Below are 23,838 nucleotides of genomic sequence, written 5' to 3' on the forward strand. Positions count from 1 at the left end.
GCTGCGCGCGATGGACGACACCGACGCGAGCGACGGCGCCGGCTACGTCGACGCCGCGACGATCGCCCTGCGCTTCGCCTCGGTCGAGCTCGGACCGTCCCAGGAGACCGGGGTCGTGACCGTCCCGGGCGAGGACACGGTCACCCCGCGCCAGCTGCGCGACGTGATGGGGTGCCTGGTCACGGGCGTGTGCGTGGTCACCGCCGTGGCCGACGGCGAGGACGTCGCGATGACGGTCAACTCGGTCACCTCGGTCTCGCTGGACCCCCCGCTCGTCCTGGTGTGCGTGGCCAGGACGGCCCGCTTCCACCGGGCCGTCACGGAGTCCACGACGTGGGGGTTGAGCATCCTCGACGGCGACGCGGTCGAGGTCTCGACGCGGTTCTCGCGACCGGGACGACCGCGGGGCGGCGAGTTCGAGGCGCTCGCCCACCACCGCGGTGCCGTCACGGGAGTGGCGCTCGTCGACGGCTCCTGCGCCTACCTGGAGTGCCGGACCGAGGTCGTCCACCCGGGCGGTGACCACTCGATCGTGGTGGGCCGGGTGCTCTCGGCGACCCACAGCGCCGCGTCGGAGCGACCGCTGGTCTACCACCGCGGCGCCTACCGCTGGCTGCGCTGAGCCTCCGCCACGCTGCCGGACGAGCTGCTCCCACGGGGCGGCGGCGGGGCGGTGCGGCGACGGATGAACGCCGTCACCGCCTCGACGACCCGGTCGCGCGCGCCCGGTCGCATCATGGCGTGGTCGAGGTCGTCCATGGGCAGCAGGGTGAGGTCCTGCTTCCGGGCGACCCGAGCCAGCGCCCGCTGGGATCCCAGCGTCGAGAGGCGCCAGTCGGCCTCGCCGCTGACCCACAGCACGGACGTGCCCCCGGCGAGCACCCGCCGCATCAGCTGCTCGGGACGCTGCACGACCAGGATCCGGTTGACGACGGTCCAGAGCCACTCCGGGACCCAGGCGAGCTGGTGGTTGGCCGAGCGCTGCCAGAAGCACGACTCGAGCATCCGCTCCCACACGAACGTGGGGTCCTGGTGGTAGCGCGGGGACAGCTTCCAGGCGATCCGGCCCGCCACCCGGCCCAGCGGCCGGCTGATCCAGGGCCGGGTGCGCTGGATGGCGCGGCGCCGGGGCGAGACCGGGTCCTCGACCGAGGGGAACGCCAGGACAGGATTGATCAGGGCGACCCCGCGCACCGAGAGCTCGAGCCCGCTCTCCAGGGCGTGGTAGGCCCCTGAGCACAGACCCACGAGGAAGGTGTCGGTTGGGTCGTCGGGCCGCACCGAGCGGACCGCGTCGCTGACCTCGTCGAGGTGCTCCAGGATCTTGTAGCGGTGGCCCTCGACACCGGGTCTCGCGTCGCTGTCGCCGCAGCCGCTGAGGTCGAAGCGCAGCGACGGTCTCCCCGACCGGCACCAGTCGCGGGCGGTGTCGGTCCAGATGCGCGACTGCCCGACGTGCGGGGTGAACGCGTCCGGGACGAAGACGGTCGCGGTCGTGGTGGTCGGCACGTCCGGCTCGGTCACGATGCCGAACAGGTCGGCGTCCCCGATGCGCACGACCCGTTCGGAGCCGCCCGGGATCCTCAGGGTGGTGCGGGCCGGTCCGGCGCCGTCGGGGTCCAGGGAGGAGGTCTCGAGGTAGGTGCGGTCGAACCAGTCGACGACCGCGTCCTCGGTCGCCTGGGGCAGGGTCTGGTAGAGCAGGAACTCGTCCTGGTCGTCGGCCGTGATGCGGGCGCACGGCTCCCCGGAGCGGGTGCGCGCCGTGGTGGACAGCGCGCGGGCCTGGGGTCGGTCGGCCGCCAGGACCACCTCGGCGGGCAGGGTGGCCAGGGACCGCTGGTCGAGCCCCGCCAGGTCGGCGCGGGCCTCGGCAGTCAGGCTCAGCCCGACCGCGGTGAAGGTGGACAGCTCGGGGTCGGCGCCGCCGACCGAGGTGTTCTGCCGCACCCGCTGCTCGCGGATGTAGGACGACCCCGACCGGGGGCTGTCCCACAGCACCAGTCCGTGCACGTCGTCGCGCTCGGCCGCCGCGGCCACGGCCAGCAGCGCGCCGAGCCGCATCCCCAGCACCGAGAGCGGGGCGTCGGTGTGGGAGCGGGCCAGCGCCACGGCCTCGTGGACGCTGTCGAGCCAGGCCCGGAGCCGCCCCGGTTCGTCCACGTGGCCCACCGAGTCGCCGAGCCCGTCGTAGTCGAACCGCACCACCACGAAGCCCAGGCCCGCGAGCCGGTGGGCGACGTGCCGCAGGGTGTAGTGGGCGTACGCCGCCTCCTGGCCCATCGACGGGCACAGCACGACCGCGCCGCGGGCGGTCCGGCCCGGGGGCAGGTGCACCCACCCGAACAGCGGTCGGTGATCCGGTCCGAACCACCGTGGCTGCGGCCTCACTGCGCCCCCATCCCCTCCGTCCCGGACGACGGTGCCGTCCGGCCCCGTGCTCGTGGGACCACTGCAGTGTAGGGAGCGACCGGCGACCCCGGCTGGACTATCCGGGGTCACGGTGCAGCACCGGGGACCGGGCGCTGTTCAGCGCCAGCACCCGCCCGTGGGGGGGACGTACGGGCCCCCCGGAGGCCGAGCGCAGGGTGAGCGTGCGACCGGCTCCGGGAAGCAGGTGGAACCAGTCGTCGCTGGGGGTCCAGCCGGGGACGTGGAGGCTGACCCGTTGCGCGAAGCGGTCGGTCCGCACGTGCATCCGCCAGGTCTCGCCGTCCTGCTCGAGGGAGCCCGCGAGCCCGAGGTCGGGCTCGACGGGACGGCGCGGGCCTCCGGGCAGGTGGACCGCCTGCGACATCGGCCGGCCCCGGTGGTCGAGGAGCGTGACCGCGACGACGTCCGCGGCGGGCTCGCCGAAGCGGTGGACCCAGGTGAGGTCCCGGAACGACGCCAACAGGTCCGCGACGGCCAGGCCGAGACCCCCGCGTGCCGGCACCTCGACGTCGCGGCCGGCGGACTCCACCAGCGTCTCCCCGCGGGCGTAGAGCTCCACGCGCACCTCGCCGGAGACGGCACGCGCGGTGTCGTTGACCACGTGGGCGGACAGCCCGCTGAACCCCTCGTCGGTCAGGAGCACGGCGACGGGCGCCATCGTGCGGCGTACGGCGTGCCAGGTGGCCTTGGGCCGGCCCGCCACGTCCAGCAGGCCGGTGCCGGGACCCGGCCGCAGGTCGTGGCCGTAGAAGGTCAGGGCGCCGGCGCAGCCCGAACCGGGGCGCCGCCACTCGCCGAGCGTCGCCTCGAAGAGCTCGACGGCGGTGGCGGCGAACAGCAGCTCGGCGCGCTCGGGCTGCTCCTGGCGCAGCCGGAGCACGTCGACACCGAACAGCTCGGCGGTGTAGTGGTCCCGGGTGTCCTCGACGTCCCACAGGACCTGCGCGCTGTCCCGGTGGACGGCGTGGCGCGGGTCCGGTGCGGGGCCGAGCCCGCGCTGCCACCGGGCCGCCTCGCCGGGACGCAGCGGGGCCGCCGGGACGGCGAAGGGGAGGCACTCGGCGGCGAAGCGCACTCCGGCCCGACGGACGTCGGAGGTGCGGTGCAGGTAGGGGCCCACCCCGAAGTAGTGGCAGACGCCCTGGTCGGCCGCGGTCGGCAACCGGCTGTCACCCGGCGTGGACCGGAGGTAGGGCACGCCCGGCAGCAGCTCCTCCACCAGTCGCGGGAGCGTCACGGTGGAGAACGCGGTGCTGCACTCCTCGAGCGGGAGGCCCTGGTAGGCCCCCTGCTCCTCGGTGTCGGCGCCACCGCACACGACCGCGACGCAGGGTCGGCCCTGCAGCCCGGCGAGCACCTGACCCAGCTCGGTGGTGGCGCTGTCGAGCAGGTCGGGGTCGTCGGGCAGGTCGACGAAGGCGACCATCGCGTCCTGCCACAGCATCAGTCCCAGCTCGTCGAGCAGGTCGAGGAAGGCGGGCGACTCGTAGACGGTGTTGCCCGGGACGCGGACGAGGTTGTGGTTGCCGTCCCGGAGCAGCTCGAGGGTGCGGCGCAGTCGGGCGGGGTCCAGGACGAGCCGGTCGGGGTCGGGCGGCATCCAGCTGGTGCCCCGGGCGAAGACCGGCACCCCGTTGACCCGCAGGGCGAACGCCCCGTCGGTGCGGTCCACCTCCACCCGGCGGAAGCCCACCCGGGCCACGCGGTGGCGCGTGCCGCCCAGGACGACGTGCACGTCGTGGAGGGGCTGGTCGCCGTGGGTGTGGGGCCACCAGGGCTCGACGTCGGGGACGGTGACCTCCGCCTGCAGGCGGGAGGCCCCGTCGTGCTGCCGGACGGTGACGGTGCGGCTGATCGCGCCGACCGAGACCTCGACCTGCGTGCCCGGTGCGACCCCCTCGAGCACGAGGTCGAGGTCGAGGACACCCCGGCCGTCCTCCGTCAGGTCTGCCCGGAGGTGGCGGCGCCGCCAGCCCATGCGGGTCCGGGGGAGGAGCGAGACGGGCCGCCAGGGCCCGACCGGCGCGGTGGTCGCGGGCCGTCCGGTGGTCCGGCCGAGCAGGGTGGTGCGCACCCAGCGGAGGTCCTGCTCGGCCACGCGCACCGTGCGCCAGCGCGGTCGCGGCCGGCGCGCGGCCAGGGCGTCGCCCAGGGGCGAGAAGCGCAGCAGCAGCTCGTTGTCGGCCTCGAGGTCCGGCACGACGACGTCGTGGGCCACGAACATGTTCTCGCTGCGCAACAGGTGCTGGCCGTTGAGCCACACGTCGGCCAGCGTGGCGAGGCCGCCGAGGTGCAGGACGTGCTCCCCCGCGTCGGCCGGTGCCGCGAAGCGGCACCGGAACCACCACTCGTCCCGGTCGTAGTCCCGCAGCAGGGCGACGTCGTCGCCGTGGTCCGTCAGGGCCCCGGCCGCGGTGCCGGGCACGGTGGCGGGCACCCAGGCCCGGTCGGGCCGCAGGTCGGCCACGTCGCCGCGCCGGTCGGCGCGGCACGGGGCGCACGTCCAGGCGGCGTCGCGGAGCAGGTCGCGGGCCCCGCTCACGACGACGACAGCGCGTCGAGCGCCTTCTGGGCCGCCGCCCAGTGGCCGGCCATGCCGGCCCAGGTGTCCTCGAGCGACGCGCCCCGCCCCCGCGCCAGCCGCGCGAGCCGGAGCTGTGCGGCGCGGGCCGCCTCCGCCAGGAGGGTCCAGTGCCGGGCCGACTCCCGCAGCGGGCCGGCGCGCCGCGGGTCACGCTCGGCCAGCCAGGCGCAGAAGGCGGCGGCGGTCTCGGCGGCCGCTCCGCACTGCCGGACGGTGACGAAGGCGTAGTCGTGGAAGCGCTGCGGGTCCTCCCCCTGGAGCCAGGAGAGGTCCTCGGTCACGCGCGCGGCGAGCCGCTCGACCGGGTTGTCCTGCGGGCGCAGCGCGAGGTGCTTGTCCAGGAGCGCCGCGGCGTGCACGGCCAGGGCGGGCGCGGGGTCGCGGCGCAGGTGCTCGAGACGGACCAGCTCGGTGTAGGGCACGAGCGCCGCGGGGTCGGCGTGCTGACCGAGCCGGAACACGCCGTCGAAGTCGTCACCCTCGAGCTCGTGGTAGCCGGAGTTGTGGAAGTAGCCCAGCCGGCGGGAGCCGGTGTCCACGGAGTTGACGACGATCGTCGACTTCACGTGGGTGAGGCGGTAGGAGACCCCCTGGGTGTCGGGGAGGTGGAAGGAGTCGACCTCGACCGTCATCAGCCGGCCGCGACGCAGCTGCTCGACGACGTGGTCGAGCGGGTTGCGCCAGGGGGCCATCTCGTGGACGTCGATGCCGTAGGTGGTCCAGAGGTCCTCGGGGGGGAACTTGTAGAAGGTCCACTGGTCGCCCTCGAAGTCGGTCGACACCGCGAACGCGGCCGCGGCGGTGGGCTCCAGGCCCAGCGAGTGCAGCACCTCGATCCAGGCGTCCATCGAGCAGTTGGTCTGCTCCCAGACACGGTCGGGGCGGTGCAGCGGGTGCGGGTCGTACGTCGCAGCGCTCAGCGGCAGCAGCTCCAGCTTCATGGGCGGAGCCGATCGCGCACCTCGGCCGGCCAGCCACCGGGGTGGAGACCGTGCACGGCGAAGAGCGCGAGCGCGACCCGCTCGAGCCCGAACCCGAAGCAGGCGGAGTGGGCGGGCGAGCCGTCCTCGGCCAGGATCCCGAACGGGGAGCCGAAGTGGTCCTCGTGGTAGTTCGCGGACGCGATCGCGGTCGGCTTCTCGGTCGAGGTGACGGCGCAGACGATCTCGTACTTCAGCTCCGTCGCGCGCTGGTTGGCCGCGAGCATCCGACCGGCCCGTCCGAAGAACGGGTCGTTGGCGACGACCGGCTCCACCGGCAGACCGAGGTCGCGGAGCGTCCGCAGCCCGCGCTCGAGCCAGGCGTCGCGGTGGGCGACGGCGCTGGACGGCGTACCGACGTGGACGAGCTCGTGCATCCGGAAGCTCTGCATCCGCACGGGGTCGGGGCTCGGCTCGTGACGGAAGCAGAAGCCCTGGAGCTCGAGGTAGCGGCCGCCCGCGCCCAGCGTGCCGGCGAGGTGGGGGTAGAGGGAGTGGCAGGCGGCCGAGCACAGCGTGACCTCGGACGGCGACAGGGCCTGGGTCCAGTCACCCCCGGCGTCGGCCGTGCGCAGCAGCGCGGCGTGCTCGGCGTCGCCCCCCTCGAAGGTCTCCACCGAGCCGATGAGGTCCGGGAACGAGCGGAGGTAGCCGGTCTTGACGAACGTCTCGCGCGGCATGATCGGGGGGAGGAAGCGCAGCGGCTCGAAGCCGCCGACGTAGCGGGCGGCGGACCGGGCGGCGGACTCGACGCCGCGGACGACCGACTCGAAGACCTCGGAGCGCTGGTAGAGGCCCGGGACGCCGGACTCGACGAGGATCCCGTCGGCCAGCAGTGCGCCCTTGAGGGCGGCACCGACCAGGCTGCCGCCGGCGCTCACGTCCCCTCGCTGCGGTGCATCAGCAGCAGCTGGGAGTTGTTGGCGTGGATGCGGTCGTTGTTGACCATGAGCTGGGCGCCGTAGGAGTCGCGCAGCAGCCGACCGAGGCTGAACGGGCTCTTGGTGGCGTAGCCCGCCATGCCGCAGATCAGCAGGCTGCGCTGGACCACGTCGACCACCAGGGTGGACGCCGAGACCTTGAGGGTGTTCATGGCGATGGCGTACCCCACCGACGTCGCGCTGCCCGGGTCCTGGCGCGCGGCGGCGTAGCGACGCCGGCCGCCCTCGACGAGGTCGCGGAACTGCTGGTGCACGGCCGCCAGCTCGGCCAGGCGCGCCGCGCTGGGGGGCAGGGTGCCGGGCGTGCGACGTGCGGCGCCCTGGACGAACTTGCGCGCGCGCTGCTCCGCCGCCGAGGCCATGCCGAACCACAGCGAGGACCACAGCACGTGAGAGACCGGGAGCATCGTCTGGCTGGAGATGTCGCCGTAGGGGACGGGGAGGATCTCCTCGACGCTGCCGGTGGAGGTGAGCACGAAGCCGAGGCTGCAGGTGCCGCGGAAGCCCAGGACGTCCCACTCCGAGGTGGGCTCCAGCGTGGTCTGCTCCGTGCGGCACACCACGAGCACCTGGTCGCTCGGGGGGCTGTCGGGGGTGCGTCGCGAGGTGGCCAGGACGCCGTCGGCGTGCTCGCCGTAGGAGATCACCGGCGCCTGCTTGCGCAGCCGGTAGGAGTCGCCGGTCACCTCGACCGCGCAGCTGCTCGAGCGCACGTCCCCGCCGGTGCCGACCTCGGTGGTCGCCGAGGCGAGCAGCAGCCCTTCGCGGGCCACCCGCTCGGTGTAGGCCCGCAGGACCGGTGTGTGACCGTGGTCGACCAGGCAGGCGACCTGGATCTGGTGCATGGCGAAGACCATCGCCGCCGACGAGCAGTGCTTGCCCAGCTCGGTCACCGCGCGGGCCACCGTCTCCAGCGACTGGCCCAGGCCCCCGAGCTCGACGGGGACCAGGGCACCGAGGAGCCCCACCTCGCGCAGGGCCGCGACGGCCTCGGCGGGGAAGCGGGAGCCGGCGTCGACCGCGTCGGCGTGCACGGCCAGCACCTCGCGGCCGATGCGCGCGGCCGTGGCGACGACCTCGTCCGCGGTCAGGACGAGGGTGTCCGCCACGTCGGTCATCGACCGGCCAGGTTGGGGTCGTCGACGTCCAACGACTCCAGCGCGGATCGGATGGCGGCGATGGACTCGAAGGTCGACTTCTTCAGCAGGGCGTCGGGGAACTCGAAGTCGAAGGCGTCCTCGAGGGCGAGCATCACGTTGACGCTCGCGTGGCTGGTCAGGCCGGCGCGGTAGAGGTCGTCGTCGGGACGCAACGCGTCGACGTCGCCCGGCAGCCGGGCGTTGTCCCGCAGGACCGCGCGGATCGTCTCGTCCATGTCTGTACCCCCAAGTTCACGCCCGAGCAGCGCCGTCACCGACACACGTGGTGCACGACGACCGTCGCGACCGCCGTGTCGGCCTCGTGGGCGAACGAGATCGACCATGCGTCGAGCCCGGCCCGGCCGGCACGACGCGCAGCGTCGCCGTGCAGCCTCAGTGTGCACCAGCCGCCGGGCTGCCGCACGACTTCCACCATCGGCCACGGGACACCGGTATGGACCGGGCGGAGCGCCTTGACCACGGCCTCCTTCACGGCGTACCGGCCGGCCAGGCTGGCGGCGGAGACCGCGGACCAGCCGTCGTCGGTGCCGAGGCTGTCCGCGACCTCGTCCGGGGTGAAGACCCGCTCGAGGTAGCGCGTCCCGTGGCGGCGCACGGCCTCGAGGACCGGCGCCACCGCCTGGACGTCGGTGCCGACCCGCAGGGTCGGCTCCCCGCAGGTCGGGCACCGGCCGGACCCGGCCCGGGTGCCGGCGGCGGCCGCGGCGCCCACCTCGGCGTAGTCGCGGGCCAGTGCCTCGGGGTCGGCGGGCCCGGACCCGCCCGACGGCGGGGTCATCGTGCGGCCCGCCGCAGCAGCCGCTCGACCGCCGCCGTCGACGGGGCCTCGGGGTCGATGACCGAGAAGTGGTCGCCCGGCACGAGCACGACCTCGGCGGTGCCGCCGGCCTCGCGCGCCGCCGCGACGTACGACGTGGCCTGCTCGCGGGGGACCACCTGATCGTCCTCGGCCTGCACCGCCCACACCGGGCAGGAGGCCGGCACCAGGGCAGCCGGGTCCGCAGCGGCGTACGCCCCGGACGCGGAGCGGGGCGTGCCGCCGGTGAAGGCGCGCACGGGACCCGAGGAGCCCGAGCGGCCCGAGGCCAGGTCGAGGTCGAGCACGCCCGAGAGCGACACCGCCCCGGCCAGCTCGCCGCGCGGGGAGCCGCCCGGGGTGAGAGCGGTGCGGGAGGCGGCCCACACGGCCAGGTGGCCGCCGGCGGAGTGGCCGAGGGTGACCACCGGGCCGGGCAGCCGCTCGGTGGTGACGAGGTCGAGGGCGGCTGCGACGTCCTCGAGGGTGGCGGGGACGCCGCCGCCGGCGCCGGTGCGGCGGTACTCCACGTTGGCGGTCACCCACCCCAGCGAGGTCAGCCGCTCGGCGAGCGGGTCGAGCTGGTCCAGGCCGTACTGCGGGAGCCAGTAGCCGCCGTGCAGCAGCACCACGGTCCCCAGGACCTGCCGCCCCTCGGGCCGGCGCACGTCCACGACCTGCGACGCGTCGGCGCCGTAGTCCAGCCGGTCGACGTCGCCGGGAGCGGCTGCGGGCCCGGCCGTGCGCGCGGTGCCGCCGCAGCCGGCGAGCAGCCCGCCCACCGCCATGCCCAGGACGGCACGTCGAGAGGGATGCTGCTGGGGCACGACGGTCTCCGAGCGATGTGGGATCCGGGACTTCCGGCAGCACCAGCCACCGCGTGGGCACGATACCTTCGGCGCACGCCGACATCCGGGCAGCGGCCACGCCCCCCGGACCACCGAGCAGGAGGACGCGATGCCTCGCATCATGGCGGTCTACGGCACACGTCCCGAGGCCATCAAGATGGCGCCGGTGGTGGTGAGCCTGGACCGGTCCGAGCACCTCGAGCCGGTCGTGGCGGTCACCGGCCAGCACCGGGAGATGCTCGACCAGGTCAACGGACTGTTCGAGATCGTCCCGGCCCACGACCTCGACGTGATCCGGCCTCGGCAGGAGCTGCACCAGGTCACCCAGAGGGTCCTGGACGGGATGACCCGTGTGCTGCGTGAGGACCGGCCGGACGCGGTCGTGGTGCAGGGCGACACGACGACGACGATGGTGGCGGCGCTGGCGGCGTTCTACGAGCAGGTCCCGGTGGTCCACCTCGAGGCGGGCCTGCGCACCGACGACCGGTACAACCCCTTTCCCGAGGAGGTCAACCGGCGACTGACCTCGCAGCTGGCGTCGCTGCACCTCGCGCCGACCCCGGTCTCCCGGGACAACCTGCTGCGCGACGGCGTGCCGGAGCAGGACGTGGTCGTCACCGGCAACACCGTCATCGACGCCCTGCTCGACGTGGTCGCCCGCCGGCTCCCGCTCGAGAACCCCGCGCTGCAGGTGCTCGACGGTGGTCCGGCCGTCCTGGTGACCAGCCACCGGCGCGAGTCGTGGGGCGAGCCGATGGCCCGCACCGCCCGGGCCATCGCGCGACTGGCACACGACTTCCCCGGCGTCCGGTTCGTGCTGCCCGCGCACCTCAACCCGCGGGTGCGCGAGGTGCTGCTGCCGCCGCTGCGCGGCCTGGCCAACGTCACCGTGACCGAGCCGCTGTCCTACAGCGACTTCGCCCGGGCGATGGACGCCAGCTCGCTCATGCTCACCGACAGCGGTGGGGTGCAGGAGGAGGCGCCGTCGCTCGGCAAGCCGGTGCTGGTGCTCCGCGACACGACCGAACGTCCCGAGGCGGTCACCGCGGGCACCGTCAAGCTGGTCGGGACCGACGAGGACCTGATCGTCGAGGAGACCTCGCGGTTGCTGACCGACGCCTCGGCGTACGACGAGATGAGCCGGGTCGTCAACCCGTACGGCGACGGCCGGGCCGCCGAGCGGACCAGGGCCGCGATCGAGGCGTTCTTCGACCTCGGCGAGCGCCTGGACGATTTCACGCCGTGAGACACATGACCAAGTCAGACAGTCGGGACTTCTCCGCCGTCTCTCGGGCGTATCCGCCCAGGTCAGCGTCCTAATTGTCGGTTCCCGGCGCCAGGTCCGCGCTGCGGCATAGACCGGCTCAGTTCGACGCGAGCGCCCTTCGCCAACTCTACCTACAGTGACGCACGCTCACCGGTCGGTGAGCCGCTCGTGTCGTCCGTGGGGGGTGTCGTCGTGGCGCTGCAACCCGTGCGTCCAGGTGTCGTGGCGGTCGCTCAGGTGGTCGCCCTCGGCGGGAGCGCGGCTCGTGCCCTCTCGGCGGTCGAGGACCGGGGCGAGGGCGCGCCCGTCACCGAGGTGGCCGAGGCGGCCGGGAGCCGGCGAGGCGACCGGCTCCCCGGGCTGGCGCGCACGAGCTCGCCCGAGGCCCTGGACCGGCTCCCGGCCCTCCCCCCGGGGGCCCGGGTGCTGTCGCGCAGCCGCACCGGGGCGGGCCGCACCACCCAGCTGACGCTCGTGGCGATCACGCCCGACCCCGGCCCGGCCGTGCTGGCGCACTACCGGCGCGCCCTGGGTCGCCACGGCCTGGCCGGGTCGCCCGCGGACGCGGTGCCCGGCGCGACGGCCGAGCGCTTCGCCCGCGGCCGTGACGTCGTCGTCGTCACCACCGCCCGCCGCGGCAGCGCGACGGAGCTCACCGTCTTCGCCGCGCTGCGGACCGGCAGCACGTCCGGACGGGGCTGACGGGTGTACCTCTCGCTCCAGGACCGCCCCGCGGCCGAGCGGGCCGGGTCCCGCCCCGGCCGCCCGCGGGTCGCCCGCGTGGTGGTGCTGCTCGGCCTGGTCAGCCTGCTCACCGATGTCTCGTCGGAGTCGGTGTCGGCCATCCTGCCGCTCTACCTGACCGGGGCGCTGGGCCTGTCGATGGTGGCCTACGGCTTCGTGGAGGGCCTCTACCAGGGCGTGAGCGCCGTGGTGCGGATCGGTTCCGGGCTGGCCGCCGACCGGAGCGAGCACCCCAAGTGGGTGGCGTTCGCCGGGTACGGCCTGTCCTGTGCGGCGCGCGTGCTCATGATCGGGGCAGCCGGCTTGGCCTCGATGACGGCGGTCGTCACGGCCGACCGCGTCGGCAAGGGCATCCGCACCGCCCCGCGCGACGCCATGATCGCGGCCGCGACCCCGACCGAGGACCTCGGCCGGGCCTTCGGGGTGCACCGCACCCTCGACACCGTCGGCGCCGTCATCGGGCCGCTGCTCGCGTTCGCGGTGCTGTGGGCCATCCCCGACGGCTACCGCACCGTCATGGTCGTCTCCCTCGCGTTCGCGCTCGTGGGCCTGGCGCTGCTGGCGCTGCTGGTCCCCGGTCGCCCGAGCCGCCCCGCAGGTGAGCAGGTGCGGCCCCGGGTGCGCTGGCGCGACGTCGCCGACCCGCGGCTGCGGCGCATGCTCCTCCTGGTCGGGGTCCTCGCACTGCTCACGGTGGGCGACGGCTTCGTCTACCTCGCGCTCCTCGAGCGCAGCGACTTCGCGGCGTACTGGTTCCCGCTGCTCTACGTCGGCACCAACGCCGCCTACCTGGTGCTCGCGCTGCCGCTCGGACGTGTCGCCGACCGCATCGGCCGGGCCCGGATGCTCGTGCTGGGCCACCTCGCCCTGCTGGCGGTCTACGTCGTGGCCGCGCTGCCGGTCGGCGGGGCGGCGGTCACCGTGGCGTGCCTCGTGGCGCTCGGCGCCTTCTACGCGGCCACCGACGGGGTGACGGCCGCGGTCGCCGGGCGGCTGGTGCCCCCCGGCGTGCGCACCTCCGGGATCGCCGCCGCGCAGACCGTGGTGGCGGTGGGCCGCCTGGCGGCCGCGACCGGGTTCGGGGCGCTGTGGTTCGCCGTGGGTCCGCAGGCAGCCCTGGTCGTGGTGGCGGTCGCCCTGGCCGTCGTGCTGGCCGTCGTCGTGCCGCGTGCGGGCCGGCTCGACCGGGTCGCGGAGCCGGCGTGAGCCGCGCCGGGCTGCGCAGCCGCGTCGTCGCCTTCGTCGCGGTGTCGCTGGTGTGCGTCGCCGGTGCAGGGGCCTACGCCGCGCAGGCGCTGGCCGAGCGTCGCGACGAGCTCGCAGCGCCGCCCCGCTCGCCGCAGGTGGCCGCCGACCGCTACGCCGGCGAGCCGCGTCTGGTGTTCCGCAACACCGAGATCGGGGCGTCGTTCGGACTCGTGGCCTCGGTGCCGCTGGAGGACCCCCGTGCGCCGCGCGCCGTCAGCGACGTGGCCTGCGACCGGGTGGACGCGACCGCGAGAGTCGTGAGCTGCCTGCGCACCGAGCGGGGCGTGGTGACGAAGTACGCCTGGCTCGAGCTCGCGGCCGACCTCGCCCAGCGCCGACGGGCGCCCCTGACCGGGACCCCGAGCCGCACCCGGCTCTCGCCCGACGGACGGCTGGCGTCGAGCACGGTCTTCGTGGCCGGTCACGCCTACATGCAGGTCGGCTTCTCCACGGCCACCGTGGTGCGCCGCGTCGGCGGGGGGAGCCTCGGCAACCTCGAGGACTTCGGGCTCGTGGTCGACGGCCGTCGCGTGGCGCCGCGCGACCGCAACGTCTGGGGCGTCACCTTCGCCGACGACGACCGCACGTTCTACGCCACGGTGGCGACGGGAGGCGTCCCCTACCTCGTCCGGGGCGACCTGGAGGAGCGGACCCTCACCTCCGTCCAGCCGGGCGCCGAGTGTCCGTCGCTGTCGCCGGACGGCAGCCGCGTGGCCTACAAGATCGACCGTGACCCCGGGGCCGGGACCGACTGGACCCTCGGGGTGCTCGACCTCGACTCGGGCCGCACGACCCGTCTGGACGTCGGTCCCTCCAGCGTCGACGACCAGGCCGAGTGGCTCGACGACGAGACCCTGCTCTACGGGTTGGCCCGGACCGGAGCTCCCGGGGAGACCGACGTGTGGTCGCTGGGGACGCGGCCGGGGTCCGAGCCGCGCCTCTACCTGCGCGACGCCTGGTCACCCAGCGTCGTCACCGGGACCACCGGGACCACCGGGAGGTCCTCGTGACGGGGGCTGCGCGTCTCGACCTCGCCGGGCCGGAGCGCGACCTCGTCGAGCAGCTGCTCGAGCTGGCGCCGCGCGGCCTGGCCCGCGCCGTGCCGGACGACACCCTGGACGTCGCGCAGACGGTGCGCGTCACCACGGGGGCCGCGGGCGTGGTCGCCAGGCCGGAGGGCCGCAACCTGCGGTACGCCGCAATGGCCGCCCTCGGGCTGGCCCGTCTGGCCGAGGAGGACCAGCGACGGGTGCTCCGTGGTCGGACGGCGGCGGACCTCGTGCGCCGGGCCGTGGAACGCGCCGGGCAGGACCCCGACCCGGGCGCAGTGGCGCTGACCGTGTGGGCTGCTGCCGAGGTCCTGGGCGAGGAGGCAGCCGTGCTCGTCGCCCGGCTGCGCGGCTGGGCACGCGAGGACCGGCCCCTCCCCGCGGTCGACGTCGCCTGGATGCTGACGGCAGCCACGGCACTGCACACCCGCGGGCTCGGCGACCACGTGTCCGAGGAGGTCGCGGAGCGCGGCAGCCGCGTCCTCCTCGCCGAGCGGGGGGCGGAGGGCCTCTATCCCCACGTGCTCCCGGCCTCCGGGCAGTCGCGGTGGCGGTCCCACGTGGGGTCGTTCGCCGACCAGGTTTACCCGCTGCAGGCACTGGCGCGCGGCTCGGCGGCGTACGGCCACGGCGACTGGTTGCGCGCCGCCGAGACCACCGCCGCCCGGCTCTGCCACCTCCAGGGGCCCGCGGGCCAGTGGTGGTGGCACTACGACTCGCGCGACGGCGGGGTCGTCGAGCGCTTCCCCGTCTACAGCGTCCACCAGCACGCGATGGCGCCGATGGTGCTCCACGACCTCCGCGAGGCCGGTGGCACCGACCACACCGACTCCGTGGTGTCAGGCCTGTCCTGGCTGCACACCCATCCCGAGGTCCTCGACGAGCTGGTCTCGCCGCGCTGGGGCCTCGTCTGGCGCAAGGTCGGGCGGCGCGAGCCGCCCAAGGCCGCTCGGGCTCTCGGGGCCCTCACGACCGCCGTCCGACCCGGGCTTCGGGTGCCCGGACTGGACGCGGCCCTCCCCCCTGTCCGCATCGACCACGAATGCCGTCCCTACGAGCTGGGCTGGCTGCTCTACGCCTGGCTTCCCGAGGAGATCCGATGAACCCGCTCGACACCCGGCCCCGACCCTCCGTCGCCCCCGCTCCGCACGTCCCACGCCAGGGTCGTGCCGGCACCGCCGTTCCGCACGAGCCGACGTCACGACCACCCCGGGTCGACCAGCCTGCCCGACCGGCCTCGCGCCTGTTCGGTCTCGAGGTCGCACCGTTCACGATGGCCGAGGTGCTCGAGCGCGCCGCCCGCAGCGTCGAGACGCGCGAGCGCCTGATGCTGGGTGTCCTCAACGCCGCCAAGGTCGTCAACCTCCACCGCGACGAGGTGCTGCGGACCTCGCTCCTGGAGTGCGACCTGCTCCTGGCCGACGGCCAGTCGGTCGTGTGGGCCAGCCGCCTGGTCGGGCACCCGCTGCCCGAGCGCGTGGCCGGCATCGACATCTTCGAGTCCCTGCTCGCGGAGGCCGACCGTCGCGGCCACCGGGTCTACCTTCTGGGGGCGACCCAGGAGGTGCTCGACGCGGTGCTCCGGGTGGTCGCGCAGCGGTGGCCGGGCCTGGTGGTGGCGGGCAGCCGCAACGGCTACTTCGACGAGGAGCAGTCGGGCGAGGTGGCCGAGCAGATCCGAGCCAGTCGGGCCGACCTGCTGTTCCTGGCCATGTCCTCGCCGAAGAAGGAGAACTTCCTCGGCCGGTACGGCGACCAGCTCGGCGTGCCCGTGATGCACGGCGTGGGAGGCTCCTTCGACGTCATGGCCGGGGTGGTGCGTCGGGCGCCCGAGGCGTGGCAGCGAGCAGGCATGGAATGGGCCTACCGGTTGGTCCAGGAGCCTGGGCGGCTGTGGCGGCGCTACCTGGTCACCAACACCACGTTCGTGTGGATGACGCTGCGGGAGCGCTACCGACCACTGCCGCTGTTCGTGCTCCCGGCCTCGCCGTCCCGCCACGAGGTGGGCTCCCAGGCAGCGGTCTCCCACCCGGTCGCGCCCCAGCTGCCGGTGCGTCCGCTGGCGCCCCCCGTCACCGTGGTCACGGCCGCCCCGACGGTGCGTCTGCCCAGCCAGCGCCGCCCGAGCGACCTTCCCGTGGGAGCAGTCACCGGTCACGCGAGGTCGACCGGGCATGGATGAGGTCTTCGACGGCACGGTCGCGATCCTGGGCCTGGGCTACATCGGTCTGCCGACCGCGGTCGTGCTGGCCACCCGCGGGGTGCAGGTCGTCGGGGTCGACGTCAACGAGGCCACCGTCGCCGCCGTCGCCCGGGGCGAGGTCCCCTTCGTCGAGCCGGACCTCGCGGTCGCCGTCAGCGGCGCCGTCAGCATGGGCAGGCTGTCCGCCACGACCGAGGTGCCGGAGGCCGAGGCCTACGTGATCGCGGTGCCGACGCCCTTCACCGAGGGTCACGAGGCGGACCTCTCCTTCGTCCGGTCCGCAGCCGAGCGGATCGCCCCCCGGTTGCGGGGCGGCGAGGTCGTGATCCTGGAGTCGACCTCGCCGCCCGGCGCGTCGGAGCAGGTCAGCCGGTGGCTGGGCGAGCTGCGGCCCGACCTCGTGGCCCCCCACATGTCCGAGGGGGTGCCGGACTTCCACGTGGCCCACTGCCCCGAGCGGGTGCTGCCCGGCCGGATCATGATCGAGATGGTCACCAACGACCGCGTGGTCGGGGGCATCACACGGCGATGTGCGGAGAAGGCGGCCGCGCTCTACCGGGTGTTCTGCCAGGGCAAGATCCTGCTGACGGACGCCGCGAGCGCCGAGATGGCCAAGCTGGTGGAGAACGCCTACCGCGACGTCAACATCGCCCTGGCCAACGAGCTGTCCCTGATCAGCGAGGAGCTGAACCTCGACGTGTGGGAGGTCATCCGACTCGCCAACCACCACCCCCGGGTCAACGTCCTGACCCCGGGCCCGGGCGTCGGCGGCCACTGCATCGCCGTCGACCCCTGGTTCATCGTCGGTGCGGCGCCGGAGCTGTCGCGCCTGATCCGCACCGCCCGCGAGATCAACGACCACAAGCCGCACCACGTGGCGGAGCAGGTCATCGCGAAGACCGCACGCTTCCGCGACCCGTCGGTGGCCTGCCTGGGGCTGAGCTACAAGGCCAACATCGACGACCTGCGCGAGAGCCCGGCCGTCGACATCGTGAGCGACATCGCGCGCGCTCTGCCGGGGTTGGAGATCCGCGTCGCCGAGCCGTTCGTCGACCGGCTGCCCGACGAGCTCGGCTCGCTGCCCAACGTCTCGCTCCACCCGGTCGCCGATGCGGTCGAGAAGGCCGACATCGTGGTGCTCCTGGTCGACCACGACCTGTTCCGGGGTCTCTCCCGGTCCCGACTGGCGGGCAAGGTGGTCTACGACACCCGCGGCATCTGGCGCTGAGCGGTGCTGAGCAGCGCCAGGAGGACCGCACGCGAGGCCGTGCACCGGGCGCGGTCCAGACGGCTCCTCGCCGCCAAGACCCCGCCCGCTCTGGGCCGAGGGTCCGGGGGCGGACGGATGCTCTACCTCGCGCCGGACAACCCCCGCCCGAGCGGGGGCGTGCGGAGCATCTACCGCCAGGTGGACGTGCTGCGGCAGCTGGGAGCCGACGCACGGGTCGTGCACGAGCGTCCGGGGTTCCGGGCTGCGTGGTTCGAGAACCACACCCCCGTGCTCGCGGCTCGGGACGCCGCGGTCGGGCCCACCGACGTCCTGGTCGTCCCGGAGATCTACGGCCCCGGCCTCGGCACGCTCCCACGTGATCCGCGCAAGCTCGTCCTGAACCAGGGCGCCTATCTCACCTTCGACGCGCTGCCGTGGCCCGGTGCAGGCGCAGGGGAGCCCTACCGTGGCCTCGCCGGGCTGGAGGGTCTGCTGACCGTCTCCGAGGACAGCGAGCGCCTGCTGGGCTTCGCGTTCCCCGAGCTGCCGCGCCTGAGGGTGCGCAACGTGGTCGACCCGTTGGTCTTCCGCCCGGCAACGGGGCCTCGACGGCCCGGGCCGGTACGCCTCGCGTGCACCAGTGGACGGCGGCCCGAGGACCGCGTGCGCTTGCAGCACCTGCTGCGCGCGCACGGCACGGCGGACGCGTTCGACCTGCGAGTCCTCGAGGGCCTGTCCGAGGAGGCGATGGCCGAGGCGTTGAGGGACAGCGACGTCTTCGTCTCGCTCGGCGACCGGGAAGGGTTCGGGATGCCTCCGGCCGAGGCGATGGCGTGCGGGTGCTACGTGATCGGTTTCGACGGTCGGGGAGGACGCGAGTTCTTCGACCCGACGTACTGCCGCCCAGTGTCCGACGGCGACCTGCTCGGTCTCGCCGAGGCGGTGGACGACGTGGTGGGGTCGTGGTCCGAGTGCGGCGAGGACCTGCGCGAGGCAGGCCGGCGCGCCTCCCGGGCAGTGCTGACTCGCTACAGCTCGGACGGGCTGCGGACGGACCTAGCCGCCGTGCTCGACTTCCTCGGGTCGTCCTAGCGCCCAGCGCTGGAGCAGCTGGAGATGGGCCAGGAGGCAGTCGTCGATCCGGAAGCGGTCCTGCTGCTCGAGCGCCCGCTGGGCGCGCTCCGCACCGAGGTCGCCGCCTCGCTGCCAGATGGTGCGCCACGCCTGCACCAGGTCCTGGTGCGACTCCTGACGGCGGTACTGCGCCTGCGCCATGGCTGGCCAGCTCAGCCGGGTGGCATCCCCCAGCGGGTGCGGCACGAGCACGCCGTCGTCGTACGCTCCCGGCGGGTCGCCCGGACCGAGCCCGAGGATCGCGCGCGAGCTGGCCACCTCCGAGAGCACCAGGGGCATGCCGTGGACGGCTGCCTCCGTCGCCGCCAGGGACCAGCCCTCGAAGAAGCTGTTCAAGGCGAAGGCGTCGCCGGCCTGCAGCAGGAGGCCCGGGGTCGCGATGTTGCCCCGCAGGTGCACGCGGTCGGCGCCGGCAGCACCCTCGGTGAGTCCGAGGACGTGGGAGGCGTAGCCGAGGTCGTCGGCGCGTCCGGCGACGACCAGGTGCATCCCGGGGCAGTCCGGAGCAGCCTCGAGGAACGTGGACACCAACGCGAACGTGTTCTTCTGCAGGCAGTAGCGCGCCGTAGAGACCACGAGCAGCTGGTCCTCGAGCCCCAGGGCGGACCTCGCCGCGTCGCGCGGTGGTGACCGCTGCGGCAGGCGCGGGTCGACCCCGTTGGTGATCGTGACCGCGCGCGCGGGTGGCAGCGTGGGCACGACCTCGAGCAGGCGTCGCCGCGTCTCCTCGCTGACGCACGCGAAGGCCGTCACGAGCGCGGCTCGGCTGCGGGCCTCCTCCTCCTCACCCTCGAACAGACCGAAGGGCCCGTGGAGGGTCTCGACGAGCGGGACCTCGAGCTGGTGGGCGAGGTCGAGGAACCACCGCGGCACGCCGTGGGCGGCCACGACGTCCGGACGGAACCGACGTACGGCCTCCCGACCGTCGTGGTCGGTCCGGAGCTCCACGACCTCCACGCCGGCACACCGCAGCTCGTCCGCGATCCGCCGGCCGTGCATCGCCGTCTCGGGCGCCAGCGTGTGCGCCACCAGCAGGTCGACTCCCCAGTCGCGGAACGCGAGGACCTCGTCCCGCACGAAGACGTCGAGGCCGCCGGCGTCCAGCGAGGAGGTCGCGACGAGGACGCGCACACCGACGCCGAGCGGTCGTCCGCCCGTGGGGGTCGACGGAGAGGGGTCCGCAGCAGAGGGTGGTGGAAGCCGGAGCGGGCCCTGGCCCACGAGCGGGGTCTCCCAGCCAGCCACCGCGGGCCCACCGGCGAGGACCCGCCGGCTTAGGCGACCCAGGCCTCGACGTGCCCACGCCGGCGGTGCCCAACCTCGTCCACGGACCCAGGCCTCCGCGCGGCGGACGAGGCGGGCGGACCCGCTGCCTCGACGGCGGCCGGTCACCGGGTGGACTCCTCGGTCGGCGGCCGGCCGCCGACCGGGCTGGTCGCGAGCGCCCGTGCGAAGCGCCATTCGCACTCGGCGAGCCCCAGGCACAGCGCGGTGAAGCCCGCGATGACCGGGAAGGACAGGGCGTCGAAGAAGGCGAAGCTCACGGTGCAGGCAGACAGGGCCGCCAGCAGGGCGGCACTGCGGCCGACGGTGGCGCCGTCCGTCGAGAGTCGGTAGGAGCGCCAGCACACGACGACGGCCGTCGTCATGGTCAGCAGGAAGGCCGCGGTGCCGGCGACGCCCACGTCGATCAGCAGGCCCAGGTACTGGTTGTCCAGGATGCGGTACTCCGGCAGGAAGGTCAGGAACCCGCGCCCCCACACCGGTGAGCGCGAGATGAACGCCCCCGCGAGGGCGTAGCTGCCGGTACGGGAGCCGGCGCTGGGGTCGTCGTCGATGCCGATGAACAGCCCCAGGAGGGTGCCGAGCAGCCCAGGCACGAGCACGAAGACGGCCATCGCGCCGGTCAGGCCGTAGCCGAGCACGCGCAGGCGCATCGCGGGGGAGTACGTCGGGATCACGACGAGCATCGCGACGCCCAGCGCGACCAGTCCCGATCGGGAGTTCGACAGCGGGATCGACGAGGCGATCAGGACGGTCGGTGCCCAGGCTCGCCAGCGGGTGGTGGAGGCGTGGACACCGTGGTTGATCGCCAGGGGGAGCATCGCCGCCATCAGCACACCGAACTCGATGGGGTTCAGGGTCGTCCCGATGACCCGGCTGAACCCGTCGCGGGCGTAGACCAAGGCGGTGGTGTTGGCCGACAGCCCTGGGATGCGGATCATGTCGGTGAGCGTCCGCCCGGTGACGAACTGGAGGATGCCCACCAGGCCCACGAAGGCGGAGGCCAGCACCAGGCGACGGTGCACCCGGGCCAGGCGGTTGCGGGACGTGATCCCGTCGCTGGTCACCAGGGCGACACCCGCCCACGCCACCACGAAGAGCAGTCCGGTGTTCATGCTCTTCAGCTCTTCGGTGCGCAGCGGTCGGGCCAGCGCGACCACCGTGCTGGCCACCACGCAGAGGGCGAACAGGCCACCGGCAGCCGTGACGGGCACCACGGACAGCGACGGTCGTCGTGCCCGCGGGTCCATGATGCGGTTCAGGACCCAGCAGAGCGCCCCGAAGATCGCCAGCATCGTGGCCGGGGTGCCGGCCGAGCTCAGCGGCCTGAAGACGAGGCTGGCCGGCAGGTAGAGGAGCAGACAGAGGTAGAGGAGCACGAAGCTCGCCCCGTCGATGTCGTGGACACGGGCCCAGCCGGCGCCGGCGGCGCGGGCGTGTCGCAGCCAGGTGAGGCCGAGGCCACGGGCGAGCGCGGAACGCCAGGCGGCGCCGCCGACCATCAGCGCGCCTCGGCGGACCCGCCGGGAGGCGGTGCCGGCGGGGGACGCGGCAGTCGGGAGGGCGGACGCACCACGGCCCCGGGCCGAGCGGTGCTCTGTCCGCGGCCGGCGCTGCGCACGCGCACCCGCGCATCGGCCACGGAGGTGGTCGGAGCCGGCGATGCCGCTTCGGAGATGGCCTCGCCCCGGCGCCGGAGGCGGCGGTCGACGAGGGCGACGAGGCCCATGGAGAACGCGAGGGACGCAGCCAGGACGACGATGACGGCGCGGAGCTGGGGGCTGCGCGACACCTCGGGCGACCTCGTCGTGGCGATGACACGCGAGGTCAGCTGCGCACGGTCGACCACGCCGATCGTCGCCTGCTCCCTGGTCAGGACTCGCGGCACGTTGTCCACCAGCAGCTCGAGCCCCTGCTGGGCGGCTTCCGCCGACCCTGCGACGACCGTGACGACGATGATGGGGGCCGAGCTGTTGGCGTCGCGCACCACGGTGCTGCTCGCCCCCAGGGCGGCGACCTCCTCCTGGACCTCGGACCCGGCGAGGCTGGTGGCCGTGACGTCGGCGGCCGCCTCCAGGCCGCCCATGGTCAGGTAGGGGTTGCGGGCGTCACCCACGATCGTGGGCGGCGGGATCAGCACCACGTTGGCGACCGTCGTGTACTGGGGCGAGACCTGCAGCGAGGCCAGGAACGCGAGACCGAACGAGACCAGCACCCCCGTCACGACGAGGTACCAGCGGCGCGTCGCGAGGAGCACCAGGGCGCTGAAGCTCACGGCGTCCTCCATGACCGGGTGGCTCGGGGACCAGTGTGTGAGCACGGCCGGGTCCCGCAGGAGGCACAATGTACCGTCGGCCAGCAGTGTGTCGCACATCAAATGTCGGGAGGCGGACGGCGTGCTCAGGCATCGCGGCGGTCGCGTTCGCCGGGCGGTGGTCCTCACCGTCGCGATCGGCTTGCTCCTGACATCGGGAGCGGCGCTCGCCCTGCGGGCTGACCGGGGGGTGTACGACGGTCAGCTGCAGCTCGCGATGTTCCTCCCGCCGCGCTCGGCGGGCTCGAACCCCCTCGCCGTCAACAGCTCGCAGGCGGTCCTCTTCGCCTCCGTGGTCGAGCGGCGGATCTCTGGCGTACGCCCGCCGCCGCGGTTGACCAGCCAGAGCATCTCGCTGGCCGAGCAGGGGATCCGTACTGGTAGCCAGCTGCGCATGTACAACGGCGGCGGGCAGTGGGCCAACGACTTCAGCAGGCCCTACCTGCGCATCGATGCCGTGGGGGAGAACGAGCGCGAGGTGAGGGCCCAGCTCGACCTGATGGCCGACCGCGTACGGCGCACGGCCGACCAGCTGCAGCGACAGCAAGGCGTGCGCGCACGCGACCGCGTCATCATCGCCAGCCTGCCGAACCGCCCACAGGTGGGCTACGAGGGGACCCGGTCCGGCAGCGCGGCGGCTGTCGCAGCGCTGCTGGGTACGGCGCTGACCTGGGCAGCGGCCGCAGCCGTCGCCCGCCGAGGCCGTCGCACTTCGTCCTGAGGGCGCGCGTACGGGGCCCCGCTTCGCGTCCCGATACGAGAACCGCATGCGTTGCCCGTTACCGAAATTATCGGGGTGCCGCACCGTATGTCCGTTTCGGGTGTTAAGTTCTGTGCGTCGTTTCGAAGCGGTTTTGACCCCTTGGTGACCCTCGACAGGGCGGTCGTCGCAGGGTGACACCGAGGTGGACACCTCGGGACTCGTCGGGCGACGCCCCCGAACCCCCGGACGAGAGAACACGACCATGCGCGTCAGCCCGATCCGCCGCATCCAGGTGGCAGCGTCCTTGCTGGGGGTCGTGGCTGCAGCCGCGCTCCCGATGGTGGCAACCCCGAGCGCGCAGGCGAGCACCAGCTCCACGGTCCTCACTCGCTCGGCGACCATCTCCGTCCCGCCGAAGGCGGCAGTCGCGGTGACGCCGGTCGTCCCCGTGCGGGACGGTCGGGTCACCCGCCTCGAGGTGCACAAGAAGCGGACGAGCGCGCGCGCCGTCGTCGTCACGGTCCGTGACTCCAGAGGGCGTGCGGTGACCTCGGAGCGGACCACGCTCCGTCGCGGCACCGGGTGGCGCAGCGTGTCGTTGCGGCCTGCGCCGAGCGTCACCCGGGGTGCGACGTACGCGGTCGACATCCGAGCAGTGGCACGCCGTGGTCTGCCTCCCGTCGGCGACTACCTGAGCAGGACGCGCGCGGTCCTCGTGTCGCCCGTCACCTCGCCGGTGACTACCCCGGCTCCGACTCCGACCCCGACTCCGACCCCGACTCCGACCCCGACTCCGACCCCGACTCCGACCCCGACGCCTGCCCCGACGCCTACGCCGACGCCGGCCCCGACGCCGACGCCGGCCCCGGCTCCGGCGCCGGCTCCGGCTCCGGTGTCGGCCTTCCCTGGCGCGGCGACGACGGGTGTGCCGGCGGGGACG

22 protein-coding genes are annotated in these 23,838 nt (G+C 74.1%); 11 read left to right on the forward strand and 11 right to left on the reverse strand.

The window, feature by feature from the left end:
• Nucleotides 1-10 precede the first annotated feature (10 nt).
• Nucleotides 11-622: a flavin reductase family protein gene (locus ASG49_RS14530; protein WP_082534151.1), complete on the forward strand. Its 612-nt coding sequence runs from the start codon at nt 11-13 to the stop codon at nt 620-622.
• Here ASG49_RS14530 and ASG49_RS14535 read toward each other — a convergent pair.
• From ASG49_RS14535 to ASG49_RS14570, 8 genes are all read right to left on the reverse strand, one after another.
• Nucleotides 604-2,337: a serine aminopeptidase domain-containing protein gene (locus ASG49_RS14535; protein WP_056543042.1), complete on the reverse strand. Its 1,734-nt coding sequence runs from the start codon at nt 2,335-2,337 to the stop codon at nt 604-606. The genes ASG49_RS14530 and ASG49_RS14535 overlap by 19 nt on opposite strands.
• Nucleotides 2,338-2,488: 151 nt before the next feature.
• A complete protein-coding gene (locus tag ASG49_RS14540; protein ID WP_056543043.1) occupies nt 2,489-4,975 on the reverse strand; it encodes a hypothetical protein in 2,487 nt (828 codons plus the stop codon).
• On the reverse strand, nt 4,972-5,958 hold the full coding sequence (locus tag ASG49_RS14545) for a DUF1839 family protein (RefSeq protein ID WP_056543047.1): 987 nt from the start codon (nt 5,956-5,958) through the stop codon (nt 4,972-4,974). The genes ASG49_RS14540 and ASG49_RS14545 overlap by 4 nt, the downstream gene beginning before the upstream one ends.
• On the reverse strand, nt 5,955-6,878 hold the full coding sequence (locus ASG49_RS14550) for an amino acid--[acyl-carrier-protein] ligase (RefSeq protein ID WP_056543049.1): 924 nt from the start codon (nt 6,876-6,878) through the stop codon (nt 5,955-5,957). The genes ASG49_RS14545 and ASG49_RS14550 overlap by 4 nt, the downstream gene beginning before the upstream one ends.
• A complete protein-coding gene (locus ASG49_RS14555; protein WP_056543051.1) occupies nt 6,875-8,056 on the reverse strand; it encodes an acyl-CoA dehydrogenase family protein in 1,182 nt (393 codons plus the stop codon). Before ASG49_RS14555 ends, ASG49_RS14550 begins: the two co-directional genes overlap by 4 nt.
• A complete protein-coding gene (locus ASG49_RS14560; protein WP_056543053.1) occupies nt 8,053-8,313 on the reverse strand; it encodes an acyl carrier protein in 261 nt (86 codons plus the stop codon). Before ASG49_RS14560 ends, ASG49_RS14555 begins: the two co-directional genes overlap by 4 nt.
• A gap of 35 nt (nt 8,314-8,348) precedes the next feature.
• The gene (locus tag ASG49_RS14565) at nt 8,349-8,876 is read right to left on the reverse strand and encodes a holo-ACP synthase (protein WP_056543055.1); all 528 of its coding nucleotides are present in this window, start codon (nt 8,874-8,876) and stop codon (nt 8,349-8,351) included.
• Nucleotides 8,873-9,721 carry an alpha/beta hydrolase gene (locus tag ASG49_RS14570; protein ID WP_200936336.1) on the reverse strand — a complete coding sequence of 283 codons (849 nt, stop codon included), beginning with the start codon at nt 9,719-9,721 and terminating at the stop codon, nt 8,873-8,875. Before ASG49_RS14570 ends, ASG49_RS14565 begins: the two co-directional genes overlap by 4 nt.
• Before the next feature lie 142 nt (nt 9,722-9,863).
• Here ASG49_RS14570 and wecB point away from each other — a divergent pair, with 142 nt between their 5' ends.
• The 8 genes from wecB (at nt 9,864) to ASG49_RS14610 (ending at nt 18,555) form a co-directional block, all read left to right on the forward strand.
• The gene (gene wecB, locus ASG49_RS14575; RefSeq protein ID WP_369814233.1) at nt 9,864-10,988 is read left to right on the forward strand and encodes a non-hydrolyzing UDP-N-acetylglucosamine 2-epimerase; all 1,125 of its coding nucleotides are present in this window, start codon (nt 9,864-9,866) and stop codon (nt 10,986-10,988) included.
• 213 nt (nt 10,989-11,201) lie between these two features.
• Complete coding sequence (locus ASG49_RS14580) at nt 11,202-11,711, forward strand: hypothetical protein (RefSeq protein WP_156384356.1); 510 nt, start codon at nt 11,202-11,204, stop codon at nt 11,709-11,711.
• Nucleotides 11,712-11,714: 3 nt separating this feature from the next.
• Nucleotides 11,715-12,959, forward strand: coding sequence for an MFS transporter (locus ASG49_RS14585; protein WP_056543063.1), 1,245 nt, complete (start codon nt 11,715-11,717; stop codon nt 12,957-12,959).
• Nucleotides 12,956-14,011, forward strand: coding sequence for a hypothetical protein (locus ASG49_RS14590; RefSeq protein WP_056543066.1), 1,056 nt, complete (start codon nt 12,956-12,958; stop codon nt 14,009-14,011). Before ASG49_RS14585 ends, ASG49_RS14590 begins: the two co-directional genes overlap by 4 nt.
• Nucleotides 14,008-15,153 (forward strand): hypothetical protein, encoded by a 1,146-nt coding sequence (locus ASG49_RS14595; RefSeq protein ID WP_056543068.1) that lies wholly within the window; start codon nt 14,008-14,010, stop codon nt 15,151-15,153. Before ASG49_RS14590 ends, ASG49_RS14595 begins: the two co-directional genes overlap by 4 nt.
• 170 nt (nt 15,154-15,323) lie before the next feature.
• Entirely contained in the window at nt 15,324-16,232 is a 909-nt protein-coding gene (locus ASG49_RS14600) for a WecB/TagA/CpsF family glycosyltransferase (RefSeq protein WP_082534178.1), read from the forward strand.
• Nucleotides 16,225-17,481 carry a UDP-N-acetyl-D-mannosamine dehydrogenase gene (gene wecC / locus ASG49_RS14605; RefSeq protein ID WP_056543071.1) on the forward strand — a complete coding sequence of 419 codons (1,257 nt, stop codon included), beginning with the start codon at nt 16,225-16,227 and terminating at the stop codon, nt 17,479-17,481. Before ASG49_RS14600 ends, wecC begins: the two co-directional genes overlap by 8 nt.
• Nucleotides 17,482-17,598: 117 nt before the next feature.
• Nucleotides 17,599-18,555, forward strand: a complete 957-nt coding sequence (locus ASG49_RS14610) for a glycosyltransferase (protein WP_056543073.1) — start codon at nt 17,599-17,601, stop codon at nt 18,553-18,555.
• Here ASG49_RS14610 and ASG49_RS14615 read toward each other — a convergent pair.
• The 3 genes from ASG49_RS14615 to ASG49_RS14625 form a co-directional block, all read right to left on the reverse strand.
• Nucleotides 18,520-19,728, reverse strand: coding sequence for a glycosyltransferase family 4 protein (locus tag ASG49_RS14615; protein ID WP_056543075.1), 1,209 nt, complete (start codon nt 19,726-19,728; stop codon nt 18,520-18,522). The genes ASG49_RS14610 and ASG49_RS14615 overlap by 36 nt on opposite strands.
• Nucleotides 19,729-19,985: 257 nt before the next feature.
• Entirely contained in the window at nt 19,986-21,383 is a 1,398-nt protein-coding gene (locus ASG49_RS14620; RefSeq protein ID WP_056543076.1) for an O-antigen ligase, read from the reverse strand.
• The gene (locus tag ASG49_RS14625) at nt 21,383-22,156 is read right to left on the reverse strand and encodes a hypothetical protein (protein WP_156384358.1); all 774 of its coding nucleotides are present in this window, start codon (nt 22,154-22,156) and stop codon (nt 21,383-21,385) included. The genes ASG49_RS14620 and ASG49_RS14625 overlap by 1 nt, the downstream gene beginning before the upstream one ends.
• Before the next feature lie 88 nt (nt 22,157-22,244).
• On the opposite strand from ASG49_RS14625, the gene ASG49_RS14630 reads away from it, so the two are divergent.
• Nucleotides 22,245-22,916, forward strand: a complete 672-nt coding sequence (locus ASG49_RS14630) for a hypothetical protein (RefSeq protein ID WP_156384359.1) — start codon at nt 22,245-22,247, stop codon at nt 22,914-22,916.
• Nucleotides 22,917-23,235: 319 nt separating this feature from the next.
• A partial coding sequence (locus ASG49_RS19625) for a DUF4082 domain-containing protein (RefSeq protein ID WP_369814234.1) occupies nt 23,236-23,838 on the forward strand: 603 nt, incomplete at its 3' end.

Origin of the sequence: Marmoricola sp. Leaf446, assembly GCF_001424755.1 — a bacterium.
Taxonomy (GTDB): domain Bacteria; phylum Actinomycetota; class Actinomycetes; order Propionibacteriales; family Nocardioidaceae; genus Marmoricola.